This is a genomic window from Moritella sp. 28, assembly GCF_018219435.1.
Lineage (GTDB): Bacteria > Pseudomonadota > Gammaproteobacteria > Enterobacterales > Moritellaceae > Moritella.
Genome location: NZ_CP056121.1, coordinates 3,835,805 through 3,859,949 on the forward strand (window position 1 = coordinate 3,835,805; position 24,145 = coordinate 3,859,949).

General features: G+C 41.1%; 19 protein-coding genes. 5 read left to right on the forward strand and 14 right to left on the reverse strand.

Translation table 11 applies throughout. The features are described from left to right. The first annotated feature begins 319 nt into the window (after positions 1 to 319). On the forward strand, positions 320 to 1,219 hold the full coding sequence (locus HWV02_RS16905; protein WP_211688856.1) for a PEP-CTERM sorting domain-containing protein: 900 nt from the start codon (positions 320 to 322) through the stop codon (positions 1,217 to 1,219). Positions 1,220 to 1,308: 89 nt separating this feature from the next. Here HWV02_RS16905 and HWV02_RS16910 read toward each other — a convergent pair whose 3' ends face one another. From HWV02_RS16910 to HWV02_RS16925, 4 genes are all read right to left on the reverse strand, one after another. Beyond that, positions 1,309 to 2,211, reverse strand: coding sequence for a LysR family transcriptional regulator (locus HWV02_RS16910; protein ID WP_211676907.1), 903 nt, complete (start codon positions 2,209 to 2,211; stop codon positions 1,309 to 1,311). A 161-nt stretch (positions 2,212 to 2,372) separates the two neighbouring features. After that, on the reverse strand, positions 2,373 to 3,086 hold the full coding sequence (locus HWV02_RS16915; RefSeq protein ID WP_211688857.1) for a lactate utilization protein C: 714 nt from the start codon (positions 3,084 to 3,086) through the stop codon (positions 2,373 to 2,375). A gap of 2 nt (positions 3,087 to 3,088) precedes the next feature. Next, positions 3,089 to 4,555: a LutB/LldF family L-lactate oxidation iron-sulfur protein gene (locus HWV02_RS16920; protein ID WP_211688860.1), complete on the reverse strand. Its 1,467-nt coding sequence runs from the start codon at positions 4,553 to 4,555 to the stop codon at positions 3,089 to 3,091. Between the two features lies 1 nt (position 4,556). Beyond that, positions 4,557 to 5,309, reverse strand: coding sequence for a (Fe-S)-binding protein (locus tag HWV02_RS16925; RefSeq protein ID WP_255550498.1), 753 nt, complete (start codon positions 5,307 to 5,309; stop codon positions 4,557 to 4,559). 806 nt (positions 5,310 to 6,115) lie between these two features. Between HWV02_RS16925 and HWV02_RS16930 the strand changes: the two genes are divergently transcribed. After that, the gene (locus tag HWV02_RS16930) at positions 6,116 to 7,708 is read left to right on the forward strand and encodes an L-lactate permease (protein WP_211676910.1); all 1,593 of its coding nucleotides are present in this window, start codon (positions 6,116 to 6,118) and stop codon (positions 7,706 to 7,708) included. A 612-nt stretch (positions 7,709 to 8,320) separates the two neighbouring features. Here HWV02_RS16930 and HWV02_RS16935 read toward each other — a convergent pair. From HWV02_RS16935 to HWV02_RS16955, 5 genes are all read right to left on the reverse strand, one after another. Next, entirely contained in the window at positions 8,321 to 9,343 is a 1,023-nt protein-coding gene (locus tag HWV02_RS16935) for a hypothetical protein (RefSeq protein ID WP_211676911.1), read from the reverse strand. A gap of 546 nt (positions 9,344 to 9,889) precedes the next feature. Beyond that, positions 9,890 to 10,633, reverse strand: coding sequence for a hypothetical protein (locus tag HWV02_RS16940; RefSeq protein WP_211676912.1), 744 nt, complete (start codon positions 10,631 to 10,633; stop codon positions 9,890 to 9,892). Between the two features lie 200 nt (positions 10,634 to 10,833). Next, a complete protein-coding gene (locus HWV02_RS16945; protein ID WP_211688862.1) occupies positions 10,834 to 11,805 on the reverse strand; it encodes a porin in 972 nt (323 codons plus the stop codon). Between the two features lie 648 nt (positions 11,806 to 12,453). Beyond that, positions 12,454 to 13,383: an NAD(+) diphosphatase gene (gene nudC / locus HWV02_RS16950; protein ID WP_211680281.1), complete on the reverse strand. Its 930-nt coding sequence runs from the start codon at positions 13,381 to 13,383 to the stop codon at positions 12,454 to 12,456. A 65-nt stretch (positions 13,384 to 13,448) separates the two neighbouring features. Next, positions 13,449 to 14,354, reverse strand: coding sequence for a LysR family transcriptional regulator (locus HWV02_RS16955; protein ID WP_211676914.1), 906 nt, complete (start codon positions 14,352 to 14,354; stop codon positions 13,449 to 13,451). A 187-nt stretch (positions 14,355 to 14,541) separates the two neighbouring features. On the opposite strand from HWV02_RS16955, the gene HWV02_RS16960 reads away from it, so the two are divergent. Beyond that, a complete protein-coding gene (locus HWV02_RS16960) occupies positions 14,542 to 17,379 on the forward strand; it encodes an FAD-binding and (Fe-S)-binding domain-containing protein (protein WP_211688864.1) in 2,838 nt (945 codons plus the stop codon). Positions 17,380 to 17,427: 48 nt separating this feature from the next. Here HWV02_RS16960 and HWV02_RS16965 read toward each other — a convergent pair whose 3' ends face one another. The 4 genes from HWV02_RS16965 to HWV02_RS16980 form a co-directional block, all read right to left on the reverse strand. After that, complete coding sequence (locus HWV02_RS16965; RefSeq protein ID WP_211688866.1) at positions 17,428 to 17,847, reverse strand: GNAT family N-acetyltransferase; 420 nt, start codon at positions 17,845 to 17,847, stop codon at positions 17,428 to 17,430. Between the two features lie 30 nt (positions 17,848 to 17,877). Then, positions 17,878 to 18,510 (reverse strand): type B chloramphenicol O-acetyltransferase, encoded by a 633-nt coding sequence (gene catB / locus HWV02_RS16970; protein WP_211688868.1) that lies wholly within the window; start codon positions 18,508 to 18,510, stop codon positions 17,878 to 17,880. Between the two features lie 66 nt (positions 18,511 to 18,576). Continuing rightward, positions 18,577 to 19,116: a GNAT family N-acetyltransferase gene (locus HWV02_RS16975; protein ID WP_211688870.1), complete on the reverse strand. Its 540-nt coding sequence runs from the start codon at positions 19,114 to 19,116 to the stop codon at positions 18,577 to 18,579. Between the two features lie 199 nt (positions 19,117 to 19,315). After that, entirely contained in the window at positions 19,316 to 19,915 is a 600-nt protein-coding gene (locus tag HWV02_RS16980; RefSeq protein WP_211688872.1) for a helix-turn-helix domain-containing protein, read from the reverse strand. A 99-nt stretch (positions 19,916 to 20,014) separates the two neighbouring features. Here HWV02_RS16980 and HWV02_RS16985 point away from each other — a divergent pair, with 99 nt between their 5' ends. Beyond that, positions 20,015 to 21,196, forward strand: a complete 1,182-nt coding sequence (locus HWV02_RS16985; protein WP_211688874.1) for a benzoate/H(+) symporter BenE family transporter — start codon at positions 20,015 to 20,017, stop codon at positions 21,194 to 21,196. Between the two features lie 13 nt (positions 21,197 to 21,209). Here the strand turns inward: HWV02_RS16985 and aqpZ are convergent, their stop codons facing one another. Then, the gene (gene aqpZ / locus HWV02_RS16990; RefSeq protein ID WP_211676919.1) at positions 21,210 to 21,911 is read right to left on the reverse strand and encodes an aquaporin Z; all 702 of its coding nucleotides are present in this window, start codon (positions 21,909 to 21,911) and stop codon (positions 21,210 to 21,212) included. A gap of 266 nt (positions 21,912 to 22,177) precedes the next feature. Between aqpZ and HWV02_RS16995 the strand changes: the two genes are divergently transcribed. Next, entirely contained in the window at positions 22,178 to 24,088 is a 1,911-nt protein-coding gene (locus HWV02_RS16995; protein WP_211688876.1) for an ATP-dependent DNA helicase RecQ, read from the forward strand. The last annotated feature ends 57 nt before the right edge of the window (positions 24,089 to 24,145 follow it).

Genomic DNA, 24,145 nt, shown 5'->3' on the forward strand with positions numbered 1-24,145 from the left:
TAGTCTGATTAGTAAACATAAATGAATAAGAGGAAATATTACTTTAGGGTTTATTTGACTCACTAGACTGCAACCGAGCTAGTGCGTAAACAATCCCAACCCATTTTATAAATATAAACCACCTAGAGCATTAAGCCCTCGAAAAGACTGTCGAAAAATTTTACAACATATTAAAAAAAGATTTACAACCAAAAGTTATCCAACTGATTTGAAAGATAAAAATTAATGTGGCATAGGGTATGCTCGCTCCTAAATGCTAAGTATGAGTAGTCTTCAATTCACTTTCAACTTTATGAAAATGGTATCAAGGACAAGCGTCATGAAACACAATAAAGTATTTAAAAGCATATTATCAACAGCGGTATTATCTACAATGGCAGTGATGATAGCACCAGTAAAGGCAACACCAATTAATACTAACGTTGTCGCAGTTGTAGATGAATCCGGTTCAATGAGTACCGAGCACGCCTGGTTAGGAACGATGATAACAAGTTTAGATGCAGCGTTACTCGCTGCTACCGCTGGTGATCCGTTCAGCGCTAGCTATGGCTTAACAGGTTATGGTGCATCGGGTAGCGGAGGTCACGCTATAGCTGGGCATCAACATACCGTCGGTGGGGGTCAATTAGGCTCAGCTGCTCAATTCGATACAGCAACGGGCGGGTTAGTTCTCACAGGTGCTCATGAAGATGGTCTCCAAGCAATCGACTATGCCCTCACTAGTTATACGTTCACAGGCGGTGCAGTCAAGAACATAATATTAGTAACCGACGAAGACAGTGATGGGTCATTCGGTGTAGCAAATGCAGCAGCGAGTCTAGCGAACGCAAATGCATTACTTAACGCTGTTATTAATGTCAATTTCGAATGTGGCAACGGTAACACAGCACTTGGTATGACTAACACCCTAGGCTATGAAGCGGATGGTAGTGGAGGATTTATTACTTGTACTGGAGCAACTGCAACGACTGGTACAGGTTCTTCAATCGCTGATTACGTTAATTTAGCACTTGATACTGGTGGGGCAGCATGGGATTTAAATCAACTTAGAGCAGGTGGCCTAACCGCGACTTCATTTACCAATGCTTTTGTTGATATTAAAGTAGAGGAAATCATCAATGTACCAGCACCAACAACGGTTGCATTCTTAGGATTGGGGATTCTAAGTATGGGCATGCTAAGAAGACAAAGAAAAAACAATATGGAAAATTTAGTATAGCGATTACACACGCTATTATTCCATTTTGATTAGGTCATCGATCTATAATGTAGATCACCCGTTATAAATTATGGATCGATACCAACACTTTAAAAGTTTTCTTTCATTTCTAGATAACAAGTACGAATATGCTCAATGAGCAGCTGTACTTTTTTCGCCGGTTTACGGGTATAAGGATACACTGCATAAATACCAATTACCTTCGCTGTTTGCTGTGACAAAACTTCCACCAACTTGCCACTATCAAGTTCGTTATAGACCAAACATTTTGGTAGATAAGCCAAACCCTTCCCTGCCAGCGCCGCTTGCTTAAGTGCAACGGCATTGTTAGAACTAAAATTACCCGATACTTTAACTTTATACGTGGCGTCATCACGAGTAAATAACCAATTAAATGCACCGCTAGTTTGGCAAGTATAGCCTAAGCAATTATATGGTGCCAACTGCTCTGGGAATTGGGGCTCACCTTGTTGCGCTAAATATTCAGGGCTGGCGCAGATCATCCAACGCGAATTAAAGATATGACGCGCGATCAGGCTTGAGTCTTCTAAATGGCCAGTACGGATCACCAAATCATAGCCATCAGCGACTAGATCGACAAAGTCATTGTTCATCGACATATCGACAGTGAGTCCAGGATGTTTTTCACAAAATTCAGCCACGGCTCTCGCTAATAATAATTCGCCCGAGATAGTGGGCACTGACATTTTTATATGACCCGCTAAGGTTTCGCTATAACTCGTCACGGTATCAAAAGCATTCTTCGCGGTTTGGGCAATACCTTTAGCGCGATAAAATAACATCTCGCCAGCTTCGGTTAATGTCAGTTTACGCGTGGTACGGAAGATTAGCTGTACGCCAAGGTCTTCCTCTAATCGACTGATACGTTTACTCACCACAGACTTAGTGACCTTGTTCGCTTCGGCAACTTTGCTAAACGAACCTTGTTCTATTACTTGGGTAAATAACACTAAATCATCAATTTGCGGCATGCCATTCTCAGCTAATTTTTTGGGGGGATTAACCTGTAATTATACACTTAAATCGTAGCATTAGACGATAGTCAATGAATGTAACGAGGTTCAATAGATGCAACGATAGTAGATAGATACAATGAGGTTGAATAGACCCAACCTCATTAACTTCACTTAGACTACATATCTGCAATCACGACATACGCAGCATGAATAGGACCATGCACACCAATAACTTTAATCAACTCAATATCGGCTGTCGAACTTGGACCCGAGATAAAGTTAACACAAGACGGTAAACGTTCCCCTGCCTGCGCCTTATCATGTAAACGCTTAGTCGCTTGGGTCATGCGCGGCACAATTTGGCTTTGTGGTATCAAAAACACCGATGTTTCTGGTAACAAACTAACCGAACGACCATGGGACGCAGCACTGTGTAATACCATAGTTCCCGACTCTGCCAAAGCCTGTTCAGCGAATACGATACCCACTTTCGCCTGCTCCGCTTGCTTGATATTAATGTCATGCGCTTGGTCTGTATCCCAAGTATAAACATCATCAAATTGCAGCTTAAGATTATTCGTCACTTGTAATTCGCTTAAGCGACGATCACCGGATACCACAATTTTACCTGCACTAAAACCAGTACAGATGCTAGTGAGCGTTTCATGTAATTCATCTTTGTTACAGCTCAGCCCTAACGAACCTAAGTTGTTCTTGGTGTATTCTAAAAATACATCTGCAAGTTGTTGCTGGCTAAAACCCGCCATCACATCATGATGAGGACGATGTGGTAATGGTGGACGTTCTACACCTTGAGTATTCAGTTCACGACCCAGTTTTTTAGCCAGTGAGCCTAGAAAAGTATCGCGGTTATGTATCTTACCTTGCATGATTATTTCTCACTCTTATTAGCTTTAACTTTTGCTTTAACTATACCTGTAACAGCAGCGGTATCACGGTTAGCAAACCAGCTACGGAATGACTCACCATCGGGTTGTGGTAAATCACGGGCTTCCGTCCAGTCAGCTATCGCGCCAACATTAATCGGTAACTTACCGTCCTTGATCACTTTAGGGGCAACTTTGCCACCAATCTTCATGCTCATATTCCACAACTTTGGACTTGAGTTCAGGTAGTTAAATGCAGATACCGTTAATCGTTCTGCCAATGGTGTGATCTTCTTAATCACCATCTTTTCACGATGTTTTAAGATTAAATCAGACAACGGGATCTTAACCGGACACACATCATTACAACCTTGGCATAACGAACACGCATACGGTAAGTCTTGGAAATCCTCATAGCCGCCCAGTAATGGTGATAGTACCGCACCGATTGGACCCGAATAGATAGAACCGTAAGACTGACCACCAATATGACGATAAGCAGGGCATGTATTAACACAGGCTGCGCAACGGATACAACGTAAGATGTCTTTAAACTCTGACGCTAAAATATCTGAACGCCCATTATCTAAGATCACTAAATGGAACTCTTCAGCACCATCCATATCATTCGATTCTCTTGGACCAGTAATCGCCGTCACATAACCGGTTAATGGCAGACCAACCGCACTACGACATAACAAGCTCACCATAATATCGAGTTCTTCAAATGTCGGGACAATACGCTCCATGCCCATTACCGCAATGTGCGTTTTTGGTAATGACGTCGCTAATCGTGCGTTACCTTCATTGGTCACTAAACTGATTGAACCCGATTCCGCAACCGCAAAGTTACAACCGGTAATACCGATATCGGCTTCGATAAAGTCATGACGGATATGTTCACGTACAAAACGTGTCATTTCTTCAGGATCAGAACTGCCTTTATAGCCTATCTTGTCTTCGAATACATCACGGATCTGTTCGCGGTTTTTATGTAACGCAGGCACAACAATATGTGACGGTGGATCGCAATCATCCACTTGTAAAATGTATTCACCTAAATCTGTTTCAATCACTTCACAATTATTACGTTGAATGACTTCGTTCAAGCCAATCTCTTCTGTCACCATCGATTTAGATTTAACAACTTTCTTCGCGTTTTTTTCTTTGATGATATTTTCAATGTAGTCAGTTGCTTGCTGCGAGGTTTCGGCAAAAAATACATGACCACCGGTCTTTTGCACGTTTTCACTTAACTGATGTAAGTAATAATCAAGGTTGTCTAATACATGGTTACGGATCGCCATGCCATTTTCACGCCACTCATCCCAGTTACCGAGTTTGTCTGCCGCTAATTGGCGATTGGTAAACATACGTTCTTGGGCATTAGCCACCGATTTACGCATAAAGCCATCTTGCATTTGTTCTTTAATACGCTGTTTAAAGATCACATCACTGGTTTTCATCGACATGTTAGTTAACCTCCACGGTAAGGCTATCAACAATGTTGCTCATTAGCACATCAACAATATGTAGCACTTTGACTGTTTTACCTTCACGTGATAAACGTCCGGCGATGTTCATTAAGCAACTGACGTCAGCACCAATTAAATAATCAGGTGTTACAGCAGTTACGTTTGTCGCTTTCTCTTTCACCATTTCACCAGAAATCTCTGACATTTTGATTGAGAAGGTACCGCCAAAACCACAACAGGTTTCTTGGTTTTTAATAGCAACAAGCTCTAGACCTTCGACATTACCCAGTAATTTAAGCGGTTCCTCACGCACACCTAACTTACGAATAAGACTGCAAGACGGATGATAAACACCACGACCAGGTAGTTTCGCGCCAACATTTTCGACTTTAAGTTCATTCACAATGAACTGCGTCAGTTCGAACAAACGATCTGATACAGCTTGTGCACGCGCCGCCCATTCAGGCTCATCCGCTAAATATTCAGGGTATTTCTTTACCGCTGCCGCACATGAACCTGCAGGTGTTACGATTGGATACTCGTTACCTTCAAAGGCACGAATTAATGATTTCATCGCTGGCTTGCTTGATTCGATATACCCGCTATTTAATGACGGTTGACCGCAGCAGCCTTGATCTTTAGGAAACAATACTTCGCAGCCTAACTGTTCCAGTAATAGCACTGTTTTTTTAGCGACGTTTGACTTAACGACATCACATAGACAGGTTACAAAAAAATTAACTTTCATCATCTCACCTTGCTCACCGAGCTTATTTTTTGGAGCATGATATAAGCAAGCACAGCAAAAAACGAACGTGATTAATGCCAATAAATATCTTAATATCGGTATTTGCGTGATCTTAATTTTTTGTAAGAATAAATAAATTAATTTAAAACAATCGGTTATATTTTAATGTAGGAATTATGATAGGTATTATTAGATCACATATGGAAACAATGAAGTTCGACATTAACGGTAATAAGCCATTTTTCAATTTAGTGTAATTAGTCAGCAGCAACGGACTGCCACGCGAGAGGCAATAAGGATTCTTACATGTAATAAAATAACGGAACTATGGGAGCAAAGCTATAAACCCTACTTTTTGTAGTTAATTTTCACCATAAAAAATTATCACATCACAAGAAACACGTAAACCGGTTACTTTATCGATAGTGACATGTCTTTTTATTACCGTGAATTATGACAATCACTGTTTCTAATACCGCTATAATCATTTACCGCGACTCAGCCCACTAAGTATAAGCCGTTGATTTTAAGACAATTGACACTTTACATTATTTTACACACTGTTATTTATATCACATTTGTTACCCATAGCCCTAATTACATACCTAAAAAGAGGGGTGGAGTTTGAAGCTTAAGCTCTTACAATCCATTCCCCACACGATACGGGTATTTAGGAAAGCACAGGCATTTACTTACTTGTACTTTATCAACAATACATTCAAATAATATAATAAATAGACTCATGCATAACTATCATAATAAGTAAGATAGATAGACGTATAGCCTGAGCACAGATGGAGTGGGTAGCAATGACATCCCTAATTTTGGCAATGATGCCAATTATAGTCCTAATATGGATGATGACCAAAAATAATGGTGTACCCTCGTACATTGCACTGCCGTTAACGGCGTTCTTTGTGGCAGCACTGCAAATCTTTTATTTCCAAACAGACCTGACATTAATCTGGGCAAATGTAATCGCTGGTAGCTTGTCAGCCATTACCCCAATATCGATTATTGCCGGGGCAATTTTGATGAACCGCATGATGTGTCTATCAGGGGCTGAAAATACGATCAGTCGCTGGTTAGAAGGCATTAGCCGTAATAAAGTTGCTCAGTTAATGATCATTGGTTGGGCGTTTGCCTTTATGATTGAAGGTGCATCAGGATTTGGTACGCCAGCGGCCATTGCAGCGCCGATCTTAGTTGGTTTGGGTTTCCCACCATTACAAGTAGCAATGTTAGCGCTAGTGATGAACTCGGTACCTGTATCATTTGGTGCGGTTGGTACACCGACCTGGTTTGGTTTCTCAGGCTTAGGCTTAACCGATAACCAGTTATTAGAAATTGGTCAACAAACAGCAATTATCCACTTCTTTGCTGCCTTTGCTATCCCGGTATTAGCATTACGCTTTGTCACGTCTTGGACTGAGATTCGTCGTAATTACATCTTCATTCTATTAAGTACCCTGTCGTGTACTATTCCGTACTTCTTGTTCGCACAATGGAATTATGAATTCCCTGCATTAGTGGGTGGCGCAATTGGTCTGACTATCTCTGTTGGTTTAGCGAAGTTAAACATCGGGCTTGGTAAAATAGCCGCGAATGAGAGTGACAACAAGGTAACATTAGCGACAATGAGCCGTGGCGAGATATTCAAAGCCATGACACCAACACTACTATTAATTATTATCTTAATTGTGACGCGTATTAAGCAGCTTGGTATTAAATCAATGCTGACGGATGCAACTGAAGCATTATCAGTATCGTTAGGTTACTTTGGTGACTTTAGTATCAGCCAAGCGTTAATCTTCAAGCTAAGTAACATTTTAGGAACTAACGTGGCTTGGGCATACAAAGCGCTTTATGTGCCAGCACTTGTTCCTTTCTTATTAGTGGTATTGATTTCTATCCCACTGTTTAAGCTTAAAGGCAGCATGGTTAAGCAAGTATTTAGCGAAACAGGTCGCAGTATCAAAATGCCATTCATTACCTTGATTGGTGCATTGATAATGGTGAAACTGATGATGGCTGGCGGTGAGAACTCACCTATCCTAATCATTGGTATGGCGTTCTCTGATTTGATGGGTACTAACTGGCAGTTTGCTTCTGCTTACCTTGGCGCATTGGGTGCATTCTTCTCGGGCTCAGCAACGGTATCTAATCTAACATTTGGTGGTATTCAGCAAACAATCGCAACCACAGTTGGCTTACCTGAAACAACTATACTGGCACTGCAATCTGTTGGTGGCGCTATGGGTAACATGGTCTGTATTAACAACATCATTGCAGTATCGACTATTTTAGGTATTTCGAACAAAGAAGGTTACATCATTAAACGTACGGTGACTCCAATGATTATCTACGGACTGATTGCAGCAGTAATGAGCACATTTTTATAAGTGTCACATGCAGAGGAATAGCCCTGCGTGATTAATGTTTAAATAAAAAACCAACAGTGAGAGCTGTTGGTTTTTTGTTTATTCAAGGCATGTAGTTACCACCAAACATCCTAAGGAGATATTGTATCTAGCACAAAGCTCACATCTCAAAAAATCATGAACCTATCCAGTCACATTTTTATCAAAGAAAGCGTACTATCCCATTAAAAATCGACATTGTTAGCTAGGTTTAGTTAAAACTAAATTATTGAGGCTTCACGATGAATACCGATACAATATTAGAAATTAGCCATATCGCTACGCAAATTATCATTCTCTTATTTATTACATATCATTTCTACACGATAGTAGCGATTCAGGAATGGAAATATGACACAGCGATAGGCAAGTATTCGGACTTAGCATTAAGACTGACGACTTGCTCAGTGCTAATCCTATTTCTTTTTCAGTTAATAGCTAAAATGGTTATTCTGACATAGGTCAGAATAACCACAGTTCATATAGAAAATGGGTGGCACGTTACATTTACGCTAAAATAAACGTTGAATCATAAGGTTATACTTTGTAACCAGGTTTTGTTCGTGAGGGTTGCACTCTATTGCTTAAGCGTGACTAAGGCATAGTTAAATTATATTTCGCCATTTCCTGCGACGTCATTAAATGTATCTCTTTAGCGGGAGCAGCCTTAATAGTAAAAAAGTAAAACTCAGGGCCTTTCTTAGCACCTAGCATTTCTCTAAAGTAAGTAAGCTGCGCGCCATGCGCTTTATCATCTTTACTTAATTGACCAGCGTCTTTACCATCGGCAGTACAGCACCAAGAATGTACGCCAACTTTACCGCCGTCTTGATAAACACGTAGTATACCTGCGGCAAATAAATCAACGCCACCTGAATTTACATCACCATCTTTTGGAATAACAGTGGCCAATGAAGCGTTTCGAATTAATCGTCCAGTGTGCATATTAATAGCATCATTAACTGAGCCAGGGATATTGCTTAGTATTAATGTATCAACACTCGTGGTCTTAATCATCTTTTGTATCTGAATGTATGTTGATGTTCCTAACGTCCCCGATAATGTCGCCTTGCTTCCGTTAATAACGAGTTTGCTATCACCTGCTTCGAGTATTGACTCGTTAATTTGTATACTAATTGAGTATAAGCCTTTACTTTCGCCATCTTGAACAGTACCAGTGTATATAGTAAGGTGATCATCTCCATCTACACTAATATCAGAGCTAGTTAATGTACGCGTACTTTTAAAGTTATCTAAATCCGACGTATCACCTTCAAGTAGTGTGAGTGAAGGTAATAGTTTGTCCTTGTCAGAATCATATCCCAAAACCGCTAGACCTTGGTCATATTTCAATATGATAGAGTCTTTAGTCTTTTCAACATAGGTTATCTTTGATGTAACACTATTAAAAACCAATTCTAGACGTCGCTGCTCTAACTTAAAGTCATCAATATAATTAGCCACATCACTTGGTTTTATCATATGAACCACAGGCGGAGTCGTTGGCTTAGTTGGCACAACAGGTGGATTTTTTGTTTTATTTGAACCGTCAGATGAACTGTTGCAACCTTGCAATCCTAATATCATGGTTAGTATCAATAGCGTTATTTTTTTCATAGTAAGTTTCCAATTTAGTTGTAGCTTTAATTTAAACTTATTGCGAAAAATAAGATAAACCCTTGCAAAGTTGAAAGCTAAATAGATAAGTTATACCTTTGCTTTGTGGCGCCATTATCTAGAGGTATGAGGAAATTACTGTAAAGTTTTGTAAGCGAGCAGTCATGATATCCTAGAATAAGCCAACTAAAATAAGTTAACTTCAAGATAAATAAGACATACCAACGCAATACATTAAACCAACTTATATAGAAAAATAATTACAAACAACCTTTAAAGTCCTGTTATTTGCCATCAAATGAAAGCAATCGACTTTTATGGTGACTGGAAGATTTATTAGCCAACGGATACGGAATTTTTTCCAGTGGTTCGCAGGGGGATTACAGTAATACCGATATTAAACGGTCAAAAAATCCCACTTACTGCAAATAAGCGGGATTTTACATAAAGGATTTATTACTTTCTTCTCCGGTAAAGACTAAGAAACCGACAGAAGCTGTTAACGTGAATGATTAATTACACGCTTAAATTTGCTTTATGACGCTATTATCTAGAGGTATGAGGGAAATTACTGTAAGGCTTTGTAAGCAAACAGTCAGATATCCGAGAAGGAGCCAAATACCCTCGCCCCTCTTTAACGACATTACTCGTTCCCATAGTGACATCATTGAGTGCGCTGCCATAGTTGTCACGACAGTGAATACAAGGGCTCATTGTATTCACGAATCGCCCTTTTTTCGTATACTTTCTCACGTAAGCATGTGAAATACTGACATTACTACGGTCTAATTCAATAGCATCATCCAGTTTATTCCTTAAATCATGGAATGCCGCATCTTCTGCACACATATGATCACTTGCACGACCCCAGCCTATAATGTCCTCACTTGTATCGCAGCTTAAATATTTGGCTGCAGCCCAAGGTCCAGCATGCTCGCCCGTTGGTGTACCATCAGGGAAGTTAGAAGGCTTATTGGCCAACTGATACGGAATTTGTTCCAGTGGATCGCTTGGAGCATTATCATTGATTTTGTCATGCGTAGAAAGGCGCCCTTTAGTCACAAAATAATTATGATTGTGAATGATTTTTAAATCGGGACAAGAGTGTAAATTTTCGGTTTTATTGATGTGGACGATCTCAGCAGTAGCTCCATCGCAGGCGGCTATGCTGTCACCCACATTAAGATCTCGCGCTTTTATCCACTGCTTAGTCACAAGCGATAAAACGTAATCCTCTACGACAAACATCGACGTTTTAATTTCACCAATAGCATATTCAATCTCGATCATATCTTGAGTACTACTTCCAAATATCAGCTTTATAGGGTTCGGTTGTGGAGGGATGTTACAGTAATACCGATATTAAACGATCAAAAAAATCCCACTTACTGCAAATAAGCGGGATTTTACATAAAGGATTTATTATTCTCTTCTCCGGTAAAGACTAAGAAACCGACAGAAGCTGTTAATGCGAATGATTAATCACACGCTTAAAAAGAGTAACGAGCACCCAGAACAAATTCATCTGCACTGTTATTATTACCATGTCCAGCTGAAGTATCCGTATTTAGTGCAACTTTATAACTCGCATATGCTGCTACGTCACCAATATAGCGGGCATATTCAAATGCAACGAAGTTAATATCTAACTCGTTTGTATCATCGACACTGTAGTAGTTATATGAAACATTCACATTGTTTTCACCAAATGCATAAGCGGCATATGCATCAACAGCATTGAAGTCAGAACCACCATAGCTACCACCTTGTACTAAGCCAGCAAGTAAAAATCCATCTTTAGTATAGCGAGCACCGAGCATGTATACATCTGATGATTCTGTCTCATCAATACCTACTATCTTAGATGAATTTTTCTCAAAACCTTCTGTGGCCGCATAACCAGCACTCACTTCAATATTTGGAAGTAATTGATAAGCAACCATCACACCACCGCCATTTTCCGTAGCTTTAAGGTTAGCTGATGCATTAAATTTAAAATCACCTTTGGTCACGCTATAAAGAATAGTATCTTCTGCTCTGTCGCCACTGGCTGTAATGTTCTCGTTTGTATAACCACTAAAGAATTCAGCCATATCAGTGAAATTAGTCAGATAGGTAACAGCATTATCTTGAGTACCGTATGTTACTGTACCGTAAGCTGTTTCGGCACCAACGTATAAATAACGAGTCTTAGTTTGGTTTGTCGTATCAGCGGTATCGTTATCCTGCGTTAATTCAAATTCAAATTTACCAACCGCCGTTACATCATCATTGATTTGATGTTTACCTTGACCGTTTAAACGAACACGAGATGCATCTGAAAAATCGCTGTCTGCAAGCACGCCCCTAGCTTCAACACGTCCTCCAAAAGAAAAATCGTCGGTATTTACGCTCTCTGCAAGAGTTGGCATAGATACAATAGCTGCTAATGTGAGAGATAATGCTTTATTTATTTTTGTCATGAACAATTCCAATTTTGTTTAGTCAATAGTTAAATAACTTTTTAAATCGCTGATTAAAAGCAAGTTTACGCCATCGCTATCTATGAGCGTCATTAATACCCTCAGCTATAGCACGCGTATTTAGCCTTGCTTGCGATAGTATATGGATTAACCCAATGCTCCGTAACTCGTAAAAATACCAGATAATCGTCCATCCCTAGTATCTGGGATGACTCAGAGAAAAGCGGCGACCTTAGGCGACACAGAATTGATTGGAATTGATTGAGGGTGAAATCAAAATAAAGTATTTTGATAAAATCAGTAACAATGGTTGCAATGCCATCATATCGTGTAGGGAAATACATTATTTTAGCGAGAGTAAGAATCCCACTTACTGCAAATAAGTGGGATTTTACATAAAGGATTTATTATTTTCTTCTACGGTAAAGACTATGAAACCAATAGAAGCATCGACAATTAGTTCGCAGCTGGATCGATACAAATTCCGCTAGCACGTTTAATAAATGTGCTTCTTTTAATTTGCCAGTCTCAATTATGACTTTAAGTCATATTTGACCACAAGCTTCTTTACATTCTTTAACCAGTTCAAATACTTATTACGCGAATAGACGGCGTAGGCTATGTGCTAGTAACCCACCACGACAAAAATTAATCCCCTAAACTAACCCAATGTTCAATTAAATAACGCGAAATTGAATCAACTCTTGGTACTTTCAAACCAGGTGTATCATCGCCCCAATCACCAAACGATTGTAATTCAGTACGGGAAAACCAGCGGGCGTCATCTATTTCATGCTTATCAACCTGAATATCATCACTGCTGGCATCGGCAATAAAACCGAGCATAATAGATGATGGAAATGGCCAAGGTTGTGAGGCTAAGTACTGCACATTGGTAACGCGAATACCCGACTCTTCTTGTACTTCTCTGACAACAGCAGTTTCTAATGTTTCACCGGGATCAACAAAACCCGCCAAGGTCGAGTAAACGCCTTCTGGCCATTCGACTTGGCGGCCTAACAGGCAACGTTCAATACCATCAGGAAACTGCTTTCGCACAATCATGATCACCGCAGGATCGGTACGTGGAAATGTTTGATGCTGACAATCTGGATTGGTACATAATCGTGCATGTCCTGCAGATACCGATTTATTAGCACTGCCACAACGCCCACAAAAACAATGCGAACGATGCCAAAAACCTAAACCACGCGCCAGTGCCAATAATGAAGCCGATTGGTTATCCAGTATCACCGCAACTTTACGCAAGTCGCCAAACTCACCTTCGACCAATAAAGGAGCGAATAACGCGTCATCAGTATGGGTTAAATCCAACGCAAAATAAGGTGTATTATCATTATTTTCATCAACCCCTAAAAACACAGCAGCCTCTAAATCAAGGTGCTGTACAGCCTCAAGCATTAAAAATAACGGCGCGTTATCCGCTTGCTTAAAATAGTTTTGATCAGAATGGGTCAATACCCAACGGCTATTGTTATTCTTTTGGATCGCTAGCCATTCGGGGCTTTTGCGTTGATTAGATGCACGATCAAGTAACATCTCACTGTATTTAAGCATCATTATCATCCTTGCTGTTTTCTTATATTTTGTTTACATATATTCTGTTGGTCGTTCGTCAACGCTTAGCTAAAGTTATCTGCTTGGCGTTGATAAAACTGATAAATGTGCTCAATAAACAGCTTCACTTTTAACGGCTGAAGTTTGGTATACGGATAAATCGCATAAATACCTAACGACTTAGCCACCTGTTTTGGCAATACTTCAACCAAGGTACCGACTTGTAAATCATCGGCCACCAGCACTTTAGGCACGTATATCAAACCTAAATTAAATAACGCAGCTTTGCGTAAGGCGGCAGAATTATTGGTACTGAAGTTACCTGATATTTTCACGCTGTAGTCTGCTTCACTGCCTTTAAACAACCAGTCATTAGCGCCACTTTCCTGATGGCTGTAAGCTAAACAATTATACTTGTCTAAATCTTGAGTGCGCTTCGGTGTGCCATTTTTAGCTAAATAGGCTGGTGATGCGCAGATCACCCATTGTGCTTGAACTAGACGGCGGGCAATGTAGCTCGAATCTTGTAATGCGCCAGTACGAATTGCCAAGTCAAAGTTGTTATCAATTAAATCAACAAAGCTATTATCTAGGTCCATATGTACATGAATATCGGGATAACAGGCACTAAAATCGGCAATGGCTTCGGCTAAGATAATTTCGCCAGACACAGTCGGTACAGTTAACCGAATAGAACCCGACAAGCTATCCCCTAATCCATTCATGGCATCAACAGCACCTTGCACCGATTGATAAATGGTTCTAGCATGTTCAAAAAATACTTTACCGGCTTCCGTTAGCGTTAATTTACGCGTGGTACGAAAGATCAGCTGCACACCCATTTCTTTTTCTAAACGGGTAATGTGTTTACTCACCACAGACTTAGTTAAACCAACAATATCAGCCGCTTTACTAAAAGAACCTTGTTCGATTAGGTGATAAAAAATTAAAAAATCGTCGGTACTTCGCATTATTGGTCCACTTTATGAAACAGTCATGTGTAATCGGGCTAGTATATCAAACAGTGTTAGTTCGGTACTATATCTAAGATCACATAAGTGATTTGTCTAAACCGCATCATTACAAAATTAAACAAACATAATGTGGCAAATTAACAATAAAATAAAAATAACATAGCCGCGTTATTAGGAGCCTGCAATGTCTGACCCTTACCACATACTGATTAGCAAATTACGCCAGTCCATTGATGAAAAGCGTATTATCACCGACCCGACGCTCACCCTAGCTTACGGTACGGATGCCAGTTTTTATCGTTTAATCCCAAAATTGATCTTACAACTCGCTAATTTAGACGAAGTGGTATTGGTAATTAAGACTTGCTATGACATGGCGATCCCAGTGACCTTCCGCGCAGCAGGCACTAGCTTATCAGGACAAGCCTTGTCAGATTCAGTACTGATCATGCTTACCTCTGATTGGCGCGAACATAAAGTATTAAACAACGGCGAACAGATCTGGTTACAACCAGGCATTATCGGAGCCGAAGCGAATAAGATCTTAGCCCCTTACCAACGTAAGATCGGTCCAGATCCAGCCTCTATCAACACCTGTAAAATTGGTGGTATTGCTGCAAACAATTCATCAGGTATGTGTTGTGGTACTGCGCAAAACAGTTACCAAACCTTAGCGGGCATGACAGTTGTACTAGCCGACGGTACGGTACTGAATACCTTAGACAATTACAGTGTTGCACAGTTTAAAATGAGTCATAGCGAGATGCTTGATGATCTGACTAAACTAGCGCAAGCATGTAAAGACAATACCGCATTGGCAGACAAGATCAGCCACAAATATCGCCTTAAAAACACCACTGGTTATAGCCTTAACTCATTAACCGATTACAGCGATCCAATTGATATATTACAGCATTTGTTTATTGGCTCGGAAGGCACATTGGGCTTCATTGCCGACGTTACTTATAATACGGTGATCGACCATAGCTTTAAAGCCACAGGTCTGTATTTGTTTGCCGATATTGAACAAACCTGTTTAGCCGTAAGCGCACTTGCTAACACCAGCATTGCAGCTGTAGAGTTAATGGATAACCGCGCCTTAAATTCAGTTGCAGACAAACCTGGGATGCCAGACTTTATTACCCAACTTGCCGCTGAACATAATACCGAAGCCGCGGCATTATTGGTTGAAATCCACGCTGAAAACGAAACATCGTTAAATCAACAAATCGCTGAAATCAGCACTTTGATTAATCAATTCAATCCTACTGAAGCGGTTGAGTTTAGTACCGATACCAAGATCTATAATCAATTATGGGCAATCCGTAAAGAGCTATTCCCCGCAGTGGGCGCGGTACGTGAAGTGGGTACAACCGTAATCATCGAAGATGTTGCCTTCCCTATTGAACAATTGGCCGCAGCGGTACGTGACTTAGAGATCCTATTTAAAAAATACCATTATGATGAAGCAATCATCTTTGGTCATGCGTTAGCAGGTAATTTACACTTTGTATTTACCCAAGCATTCGAAACAGAAAAAGAGATTAATCGTTACAGCGGTTTCATGGACGATGTGGCCCAGTTAGTCGCGGTCGAGTATCAAGGTTCATTAAAAGCCGAGCACGGTACAGGCCGTAATATGGCACCGTATGTCGAGCTTGAATGGGGCAGCGAAGGTTATGCCTTGATGCAAGAGATCAAACGCATCTTTGATAAAACGGGAATTTTAAACCCTGGTGTCATCTTAAATGATAATAAAGACAGCCACATCACCGATTTAAAAATCATGCCAGCAGCAGATGATATTATTGATAAGTGTATTGAATGTGGTTTCTGTGAACCGGTTTGCCCTTCACGAGAATTATCGTTAACGCCCCGACAACGTAATACCGTATATCGTGAGATCAGCCGCTTACAACGCAGCCAAGACGATCCAGCACGTCTGGCCGAATTAGAGAAGTCATTTAAATATTTAGGTATTGATACCTGCGCCGCAACAGGTTTATGTGCAGAACGCTGCCCAGTGGATATTAATACTGGAGACCTGATCCGTAAGTTACGCCAACAGCATTCCCCAATCGCCAATGTTATCGCGCGTTGGAGTAGCGATCACTTTGCTGGGTTAACCACTGCCACGCAAGCTGGACTTAGTGTGGCTAACGGTATTCATACTGTTTTAGGGTCCAAGGCAATGCGCACTGTTACCAAAACCACCCGTAAACTCAGTGGCGGCGCAGTACCATTATGGACGCCGAGCATGCCAAAAGCAGCAGGTAAAGTGAAGTTATTAGCAAGTGATGGTCTGGCGCATAAAAAAGTCGTCTACTTTCCAAGTTGTGCAGCACGTAATATGGGCACTGCGAAGAATGCCATGGATAACCGCCCACTTGCTGAAGTGACGCAAGCTGTATTACAAAAAGCTGGTATCGAAGTCGTTATGCCAAGCAAGTTATCAGAAAAATGCTGTGGTATGCCGTATAAGAGTAAAGGTTTTGTGGATACAGCCTTGAGCAAATCAGCGCAGTTAGAAGCCGCATTATGGGAAGCATCAGAGCAAGGTAAATTACCGATATTAATGGATACTAGCCCGTGTGCGAGTACCAGTATTGAGCTGATGACCAAAGACATCTCGATTTATGAACCATTCCGCTTTGTGGCTGAGTTCGTGATGCAGCATGTTGATATTATCCCGCAACCAGAGCCTGTGATGTTGCATATTACCTGTACCTCACGTAAGCAAGGTTTAGCGGGTGTAATGGAAAAAGTCAGTCGTGCTTGTGCACAACAAGTGATTATTCCAGAAGATATTCAATGTTGTGGTTTTGCTGGTGATAAAGGCTTTACTACGCCAGAGCTTAACGCATCGGCCTTGTCACCATTAGCACGTCAAGTACCGAGTAATTGCAGTGAAGGTTATTCGAATAGCCGTACTTGTGAGATTGGTTTATCAGAGCACAGTGGTATTGAATATCGCTCGATATTGTATCTGGTAGATAAAGTAAGTGAAAAACGTGTTAGTTAGAAGCTCGCTTTAAACGAGTAATAATGAATAAGCAGGTCAATGGCCTGCTTATTTATTTCGTAACACTAAATAATCTCCCACAGTCCCAGTACCCTTACCTATCTCAACAAACCCTTTAGCAAGATAAAACTGCTTGGCGTTTTCATTCTTGACCATGCATTTCAACGTCTGCGGTCGACCATTCAGCTCTGTCAGCATTGTGAGTAATTTAGAACCAACGCCCATACCCTGCGCATCATCGGCAACAAACAAGTGATGGATGAAATTGTCCGGTTCATCAACGCTGATAAACCCCAGAACCTTATCACCAGTAACGGCTAAATAAATAGCTTCATCGGTAGTATCCGTATCAAAGTCCGTTAACTGATAGCCACTGCAATCCAGCCAAGTAAAAGTAGATGTCCTTGATGCCATATAAAGCGCACGTAAAGCCGGTAAATATTGCGGTGAATAAGCTGCTATTTCCATATCTCCGTTATCTCCATATAATAAGTATCCCTAACTACGAACTTGGTTTTGCCAATAACGGTGTAATCCGTCGATATCTTCTGAACACATAAGCGGCATTGCACCTTTCAGCTGTTCTTCCGTCCACGTCCACCATTGGATCTCGAGTAATATCGCAATTTTCTGCTCGGTAAATCGATAACGAATGTGTTTAGCTGGGTTTGAGCCGACGATAGAATAAGGTTTAACGTCCTTAGTCACCACGGCCCGGCTGGCAATAATCGCCCCGTCACCCACTCTAACACCACTCATGATCATCGCTTCGGAGCCAATCCAAACGTCATTACCAATCACAGTATCACCAGCACGTTGAAAGCCGACTTTTGCATCTGCAAAGTTTTCATTACTTTGATAGAAGAACGGAAAGGTGCTGACCCACTGATGTTGATGGCCTTGATTACCTGCCATCATAAACACTGCACCCGAACCAATAGAACAGTAACTGCCGATAATTAGCTTATCAACGTCAGTGCGATCAGGTAATAAATAACGCGCGCAGTCATCAAAGCTATGATTATGATAATAGCCAGAATAATAGCTGTGTTCACCAACAATAATATTTGGGTTTGTCACCTGTTCTTTTAGTGATTTACCCACAAACGGGCTTTCAAAATAATTGTTCAACCTAGGTCCCTTTTGCTTTCTTTTTGTTTCTGTCTCTGTCTTTAATCATGTATTAATCTGATGATTTTAACGCAGATCTGTACGGTGAATACCGTAAATCGCATGATCGACTATCTCGCCATTAACGTTTTCAGCGTTACTAATAATGCCTTCTAACGCCATATTCAAACGCTCGCATACTCGACGACTTGCGATATTGTCGACAGCGGCACATATCTCGACTTTGTCCATACCTAACTCAGAGAATGCGTATTCAATTAAAAAACTCACCGCTTTAGTCACTATGCCCATACCTTGGTATTTTTCACTTAACCAATAGCCAATTACAACTTTTTTAAGCTCCTGATCAATACGGTTAAAACTGATATTACCCACCACCGTATGCTGATAAACCAACGCACAACTCATCGACTTACCTTCTGCATATCCTTGCAAGGATTTACGGACAAACTCAAGAAAGAAGGCTTCATTATCGGCATTAGTCGCCCACGGTAACCATGTTGATAAATACGCACGTTCCGCCGTAACAATATCTAAATAACGACGAGCGAATGAAGGCTGCACAATCGCTAATTGTAAGTCTGGATCAACATTTAATGTGAACATTTGTCTCTCGCCCTAGATAATTAATATATCTCCATACTAGGATTTATTAATACCTCGAACAAGGTAAATCCGACAATATTGCATAAAAAAGAGAGCGGCCTTGATCTAGGCGGAAGAAAAGAAGATATTTTAGATACAAGATAGCAGGCAAATGTCCGAAGCTGGACATTCGGTTATGGTTCGGTCCATCTCAGTTTAATTAGGCTTGGGTATAACTAATAATATTGTGGATTGTCACAGGCTTTCCCGTCATATTACGGTAACCGTGCTGCTGGTCAGCATTAAACTTAATACTCTCTCCTTGCTTCAAAATATGCCATTCCAGTTCAGTACCCTCTGGAGTCTTCGCTAAGAAGTATTCCATCGCACCGTCAACAGCAATAATATGCTCAACTACCCCTGTATTATGCGGTGCCGAGATATGCGATCGTTGGGGATCTAACGTGATCTGGAATACTTCAATCTTAGTCAGTGCGTCATAAGGGAATAGTGTCACTATGTGAATATCTTGCTCACTATTTTCCAATTTATTTATCGGTTTATTGGCCGGCTGTGTTTGTGCCAAATCAGTCAAAAAGTAAGAAAGTGGTAACTCAAAACCATTGGCAATATTCCATAATCGCACCACAGTTGGACTTGATTCACCGCGCTCAATTTGCCCTAGCATGGCTTTTGATACGCCAGTGTATTGACTGGTTTTGTCTAAACTCCAGCCTTTGTTACTACGCGCAGTTTTAAGACGCGAGCCTAAAGATGCATGAATATTGATAATAATGTCCTTTGTGATAGCACAACCCATTGTGCGTTATAACATACAGTGTTACTTTATCGAGATGGGGCGTGCGTTATTGCGCACAAAGACTTTATCACGAAATCGATAATTGGAGAAGCGGTGACAATGACCAGCACAATTTTAAATAGAATAAACATGGGGTTTATTGCTTCTTTAATCGGCTTTACCAGCTCTATCGCTTTAATATACCAAGCGGCTTCGAACCTCGGTGCAGACATAGTGATGATATCAAGTTGGGTCTTTGCGTTGGGGCTTGGTATGGGGCTCTCCTCTATTGGCCTATCACTCTATTACCGCACCCCTTTGTTAATCGCATGGTCGACACCCGGTGCAGCACTATTAATCACCAGTACCCAAGGCTTTAGCATTAACGAAGCTATCGCAGCCTTCATTTTCTCAGCCTGCTTAATCGCACTGTCAGGTATATCCGGGTTATTTGAGAAGTTAATGAATCGCGTGCCCTTACAAATCGCCAGTGCCATGCTGGCTGGGATCTTACTGTCGTTTGGCATCGATGTATTTAATGTTATGAACGAGTCCCCGCAGCTTGTCGGTCTCATGTTTATTACCTACTTAGTCAGTAAATCATTGATCCCGCGATTTGCCATGCTCGCGGTTTTAATTGTGGGAATTATGTCTGCATCGATGCAAGGATTCTTTATCGTACCAGATTTAGAATGGAGTTTCGGACAACTTATTTATATTGAACCTGAATGGAACTTAGCCGCGCTAATCAATATCGGTTTACCCTTGTTTCTGGTCACGATGGCAACCCAAAACATGCCCGGCATCGCCATTTTAAAAGCCCATGGTTATCACGCGCCGGTATCCAAATTAATGACGGTAACAGGCATGACCAATATGCTCATTGCGCCCTTTGGTGGTTTCGGTATTAATTTAGCCGCGATCACCGCGGCAATCTGTATGTCAGAAGAAGCAGACCAAGATCCGAAAAAACGCTATTGGGCAGCGGTGAGTGCAGGGGCGTTCTATTTGTTAATGGGAGTTTGTGCGTTAAGCCTCATGACCTTATTTCAAGCCATGCCCTCAGCCTTAATATATGCATTAGCCGGGACAGCCCTCTTCTCTACAATTGGCAGTAGTTTGCAACAAGCTTTTGTTGAATCACCTTATAAAGAAGCGGCACTAATGACCTTTTTAGTCACCGCATCTGATTTTACCTTGTGGCATATTGGCTCGGAATTATGGGGCATTACGGCTGGGTTAATCACCATAGTGATTTCAGGACTAGTAACAGCGAAAAAATCAGTATCCGCTAAAGCATAAACCAAATAGATATCTAAGCTGTATCTTCGCTTTCAAACCAGCGATACACAATACCCGCTAAGATAGCGCCGACGATCGGTGCAACCCAGAATAACCATAACTGCGACAGTGCCCAATCGCCTTGGAAAATCGCGACACCAGTACTACGAGCAGGATTAACCGAGGTATTGGTGACTGGAATAGTGATTAAGTGGATCAAGGTTAAACCAAGACCAATTGCAATCGGTGCAAAGCCTTGTGGCGCACGTTTATCCGTTGCCCCCAGGATGATGATTAAGAACATGAACGTCATGACGATTTCTGTCACTAATGCCGCCACTAGCGTATAACCTCCTGGTGAATGTTCACCATAACCGTTTGATGCAAAACCAGCAGAAGCATCAAAACCAACTTGACCACTTGCGATCAAATATAAGATTGCAGCTCCGGCAATACCCCCTAATACTTGCGCAAAAATATAAGGCCCAAGCTCTGCAGCAGAAAAACGACCGCCAGACCAAAGCCCGATTGAAACAGCAGGGTTTAGATGACAACCCGAGATATGCCCAATCGCAAACGCCATGGTTAATACGGTCAAACCAAATGCCAGTGACACTCCTAATAATCCGATACCGACATCTGGAAATGCAGCGGCTAACACAGCACTACCACAACCGCCTAGAACTAACCAAAATGTGCCTATAAACTCAGCAGCCAGCTTTTTTGTTAACGTCATGATTAAATCCATATAATAGTGTCAAAACATTAATTGAGGATAGTCTAGAATGCCGATTTTGCGCCCATGTTAACTTGCCCTTGCCACATTAAATCAGCACCAAATTGTTGCTTATACTTCATAATACACCCTGTAATATCGTGATTGACTGTTAAAAATATAGCATTGCCACTGCTTTATCCTCATCTACAGGATCACTTTTTCAACAAAAAACTATATACTCCCCTGCTCAACCGCCCTTTGGTTTCATAATACGAGAGACAGATATGCTGCACCAGACGTTACAACACTATTTTGGCTATGATCAATTTAGAGAAGGCCAAGAAGCTGTCATTAACAGTATTGTCAGTGGCAATTCAAGTGCAGCAATCTTTCCAACTGGCTCAGGTAAATCATTATGCTATCAGGTATCAGCCTTACACTTACCTCATTTAACCTTGGTCATTTCACCTTTATTAGCCCTAATCCAAGACCAGCTATTGTTTTTAAAGAAACATAACGTCGCGGCAGCTAAAATTGATTCGAGCATGTCAGTCGATGAAGTCAGAGATACCATGTCAAAAGTTCGTGAGGGCAAAGTAAAGATCTTAATGATTTCGGTTGAACGCTTGAAGAATGAACGCTTTCGTAAATTCATCAAGCAAGTACCAATTTCATTATTGGTGATCGATGAAGCCCACTGTATTTCAGAATGGGGACACAACTTCCGCCCCGATTACTTAAAACTACCGCAGTACCAAAAAGAGCTAAACATTAAACAAGCTTTATTATTAACGGCAACTGCGACACCTGCAGTGATTAAAGATATGGAAACTAAGTTTAATATCAAGCCAGAAGATATTATACAAACTGGTTTTCATCGCGCTAACCTTAGCTTATTAATGCACCCTATTGCCCAAGACAAAAAACTACATGCGCTAACTCGCTGGCTAGGTAAAAAGGCCGGACAAGCATCCATTGTCTATGTCACCTTGCAAAAAACCGCAGAAGAACTAGCCAGTGCCCTGCAACAAACAGGTATTGAAGCCGTGGCTTATCACGCAGGCATGCCCACCGAGATACGCGAAGAAGTACAGCAAAACTTCATGCGTAATGGCATCGACTGTATTGTTGCAACCATCGCCTTCGGGATGGGTATCGATAAAAGCAACATCCGTAACGTCGTGCATTTTGATTTGCCTAAATCCATCGAAAACTACAGTCAGGAGATTGGCCGTGCGGGTCGTGACGGTAATGATTCACAATGCTTAGTATTAGCGAATCTAGATAACCAAAGCATTCTCGAAAACTTCGTTTACGGTGATACACCCGAGCTCAATGGCATTGAAACGGTACTTGCCGAGATCCAAGCCACCGGGACTGAATGGGAACATACTTTATACGGGTTATCGATGAGCAGTAACTTGCGCCAAGCCCCATTAAAAACCTTACTGGTGTATTTAGAAATGCAAGGCATCATCAAGCCTCTGTATTCGTATTTTGCCGAGTACCGCTTTAAATTTTTGAAAGAACCGGCGCAAATACTCAGCCAGTTCACTGATGAAAAACGCGTGTTTATTGAAGAAATATTTAACGCATCACCAGCGAAACGAACTTGGGCAACGGTTAACTTCGAACGTATGAGTGAAGGTTACCAAGAACAGCGGAGCCGCGTGATCACCGCGCTGGAATTTTTACATGAACGCAATAATATTGTCCTTGAAAGCAAGCTAATGACCGATGTATATCAGATATTGAATTCTCGTTTTGATAGCCAGCAATTAGCCGAAACTCTGCATCAACAATTTTTGCATAAAGAACAAAGTGAAATAAAACGCGTGCATGCGGTAGGCCAATATATTCAGAGTTCACAATGCTTGAGTAAAGGTTTATCAACCTACTTTGGTGATGATAATGCGCCAGAAAAATGCGGTACTTGCTCTGTCTGTCAGGGGCGTATTGCACAATTGCCGCAACCACCCAGCATGCCTCCACTATCAATAGAGCACGTTGTCGAACTAAGCCAAGCATTTATTAATGCTTGCGACAAACAGCCTACGCCAGTATTAATCACGCGTTTCTTATCCGGTATAAGTACACCGTTATTTATGAAAATGAAAGCGAAGAAGATCAGTAATTTTGCCGCGCTGCAAGCCTATCCTTATCAGCAGGTATTAGATCTGATTAGACACAGTTGAAAAAACTAAATCGAGAGCATAACAAATATGCTCTCGATTTTAGTTAGAAGACGTTTA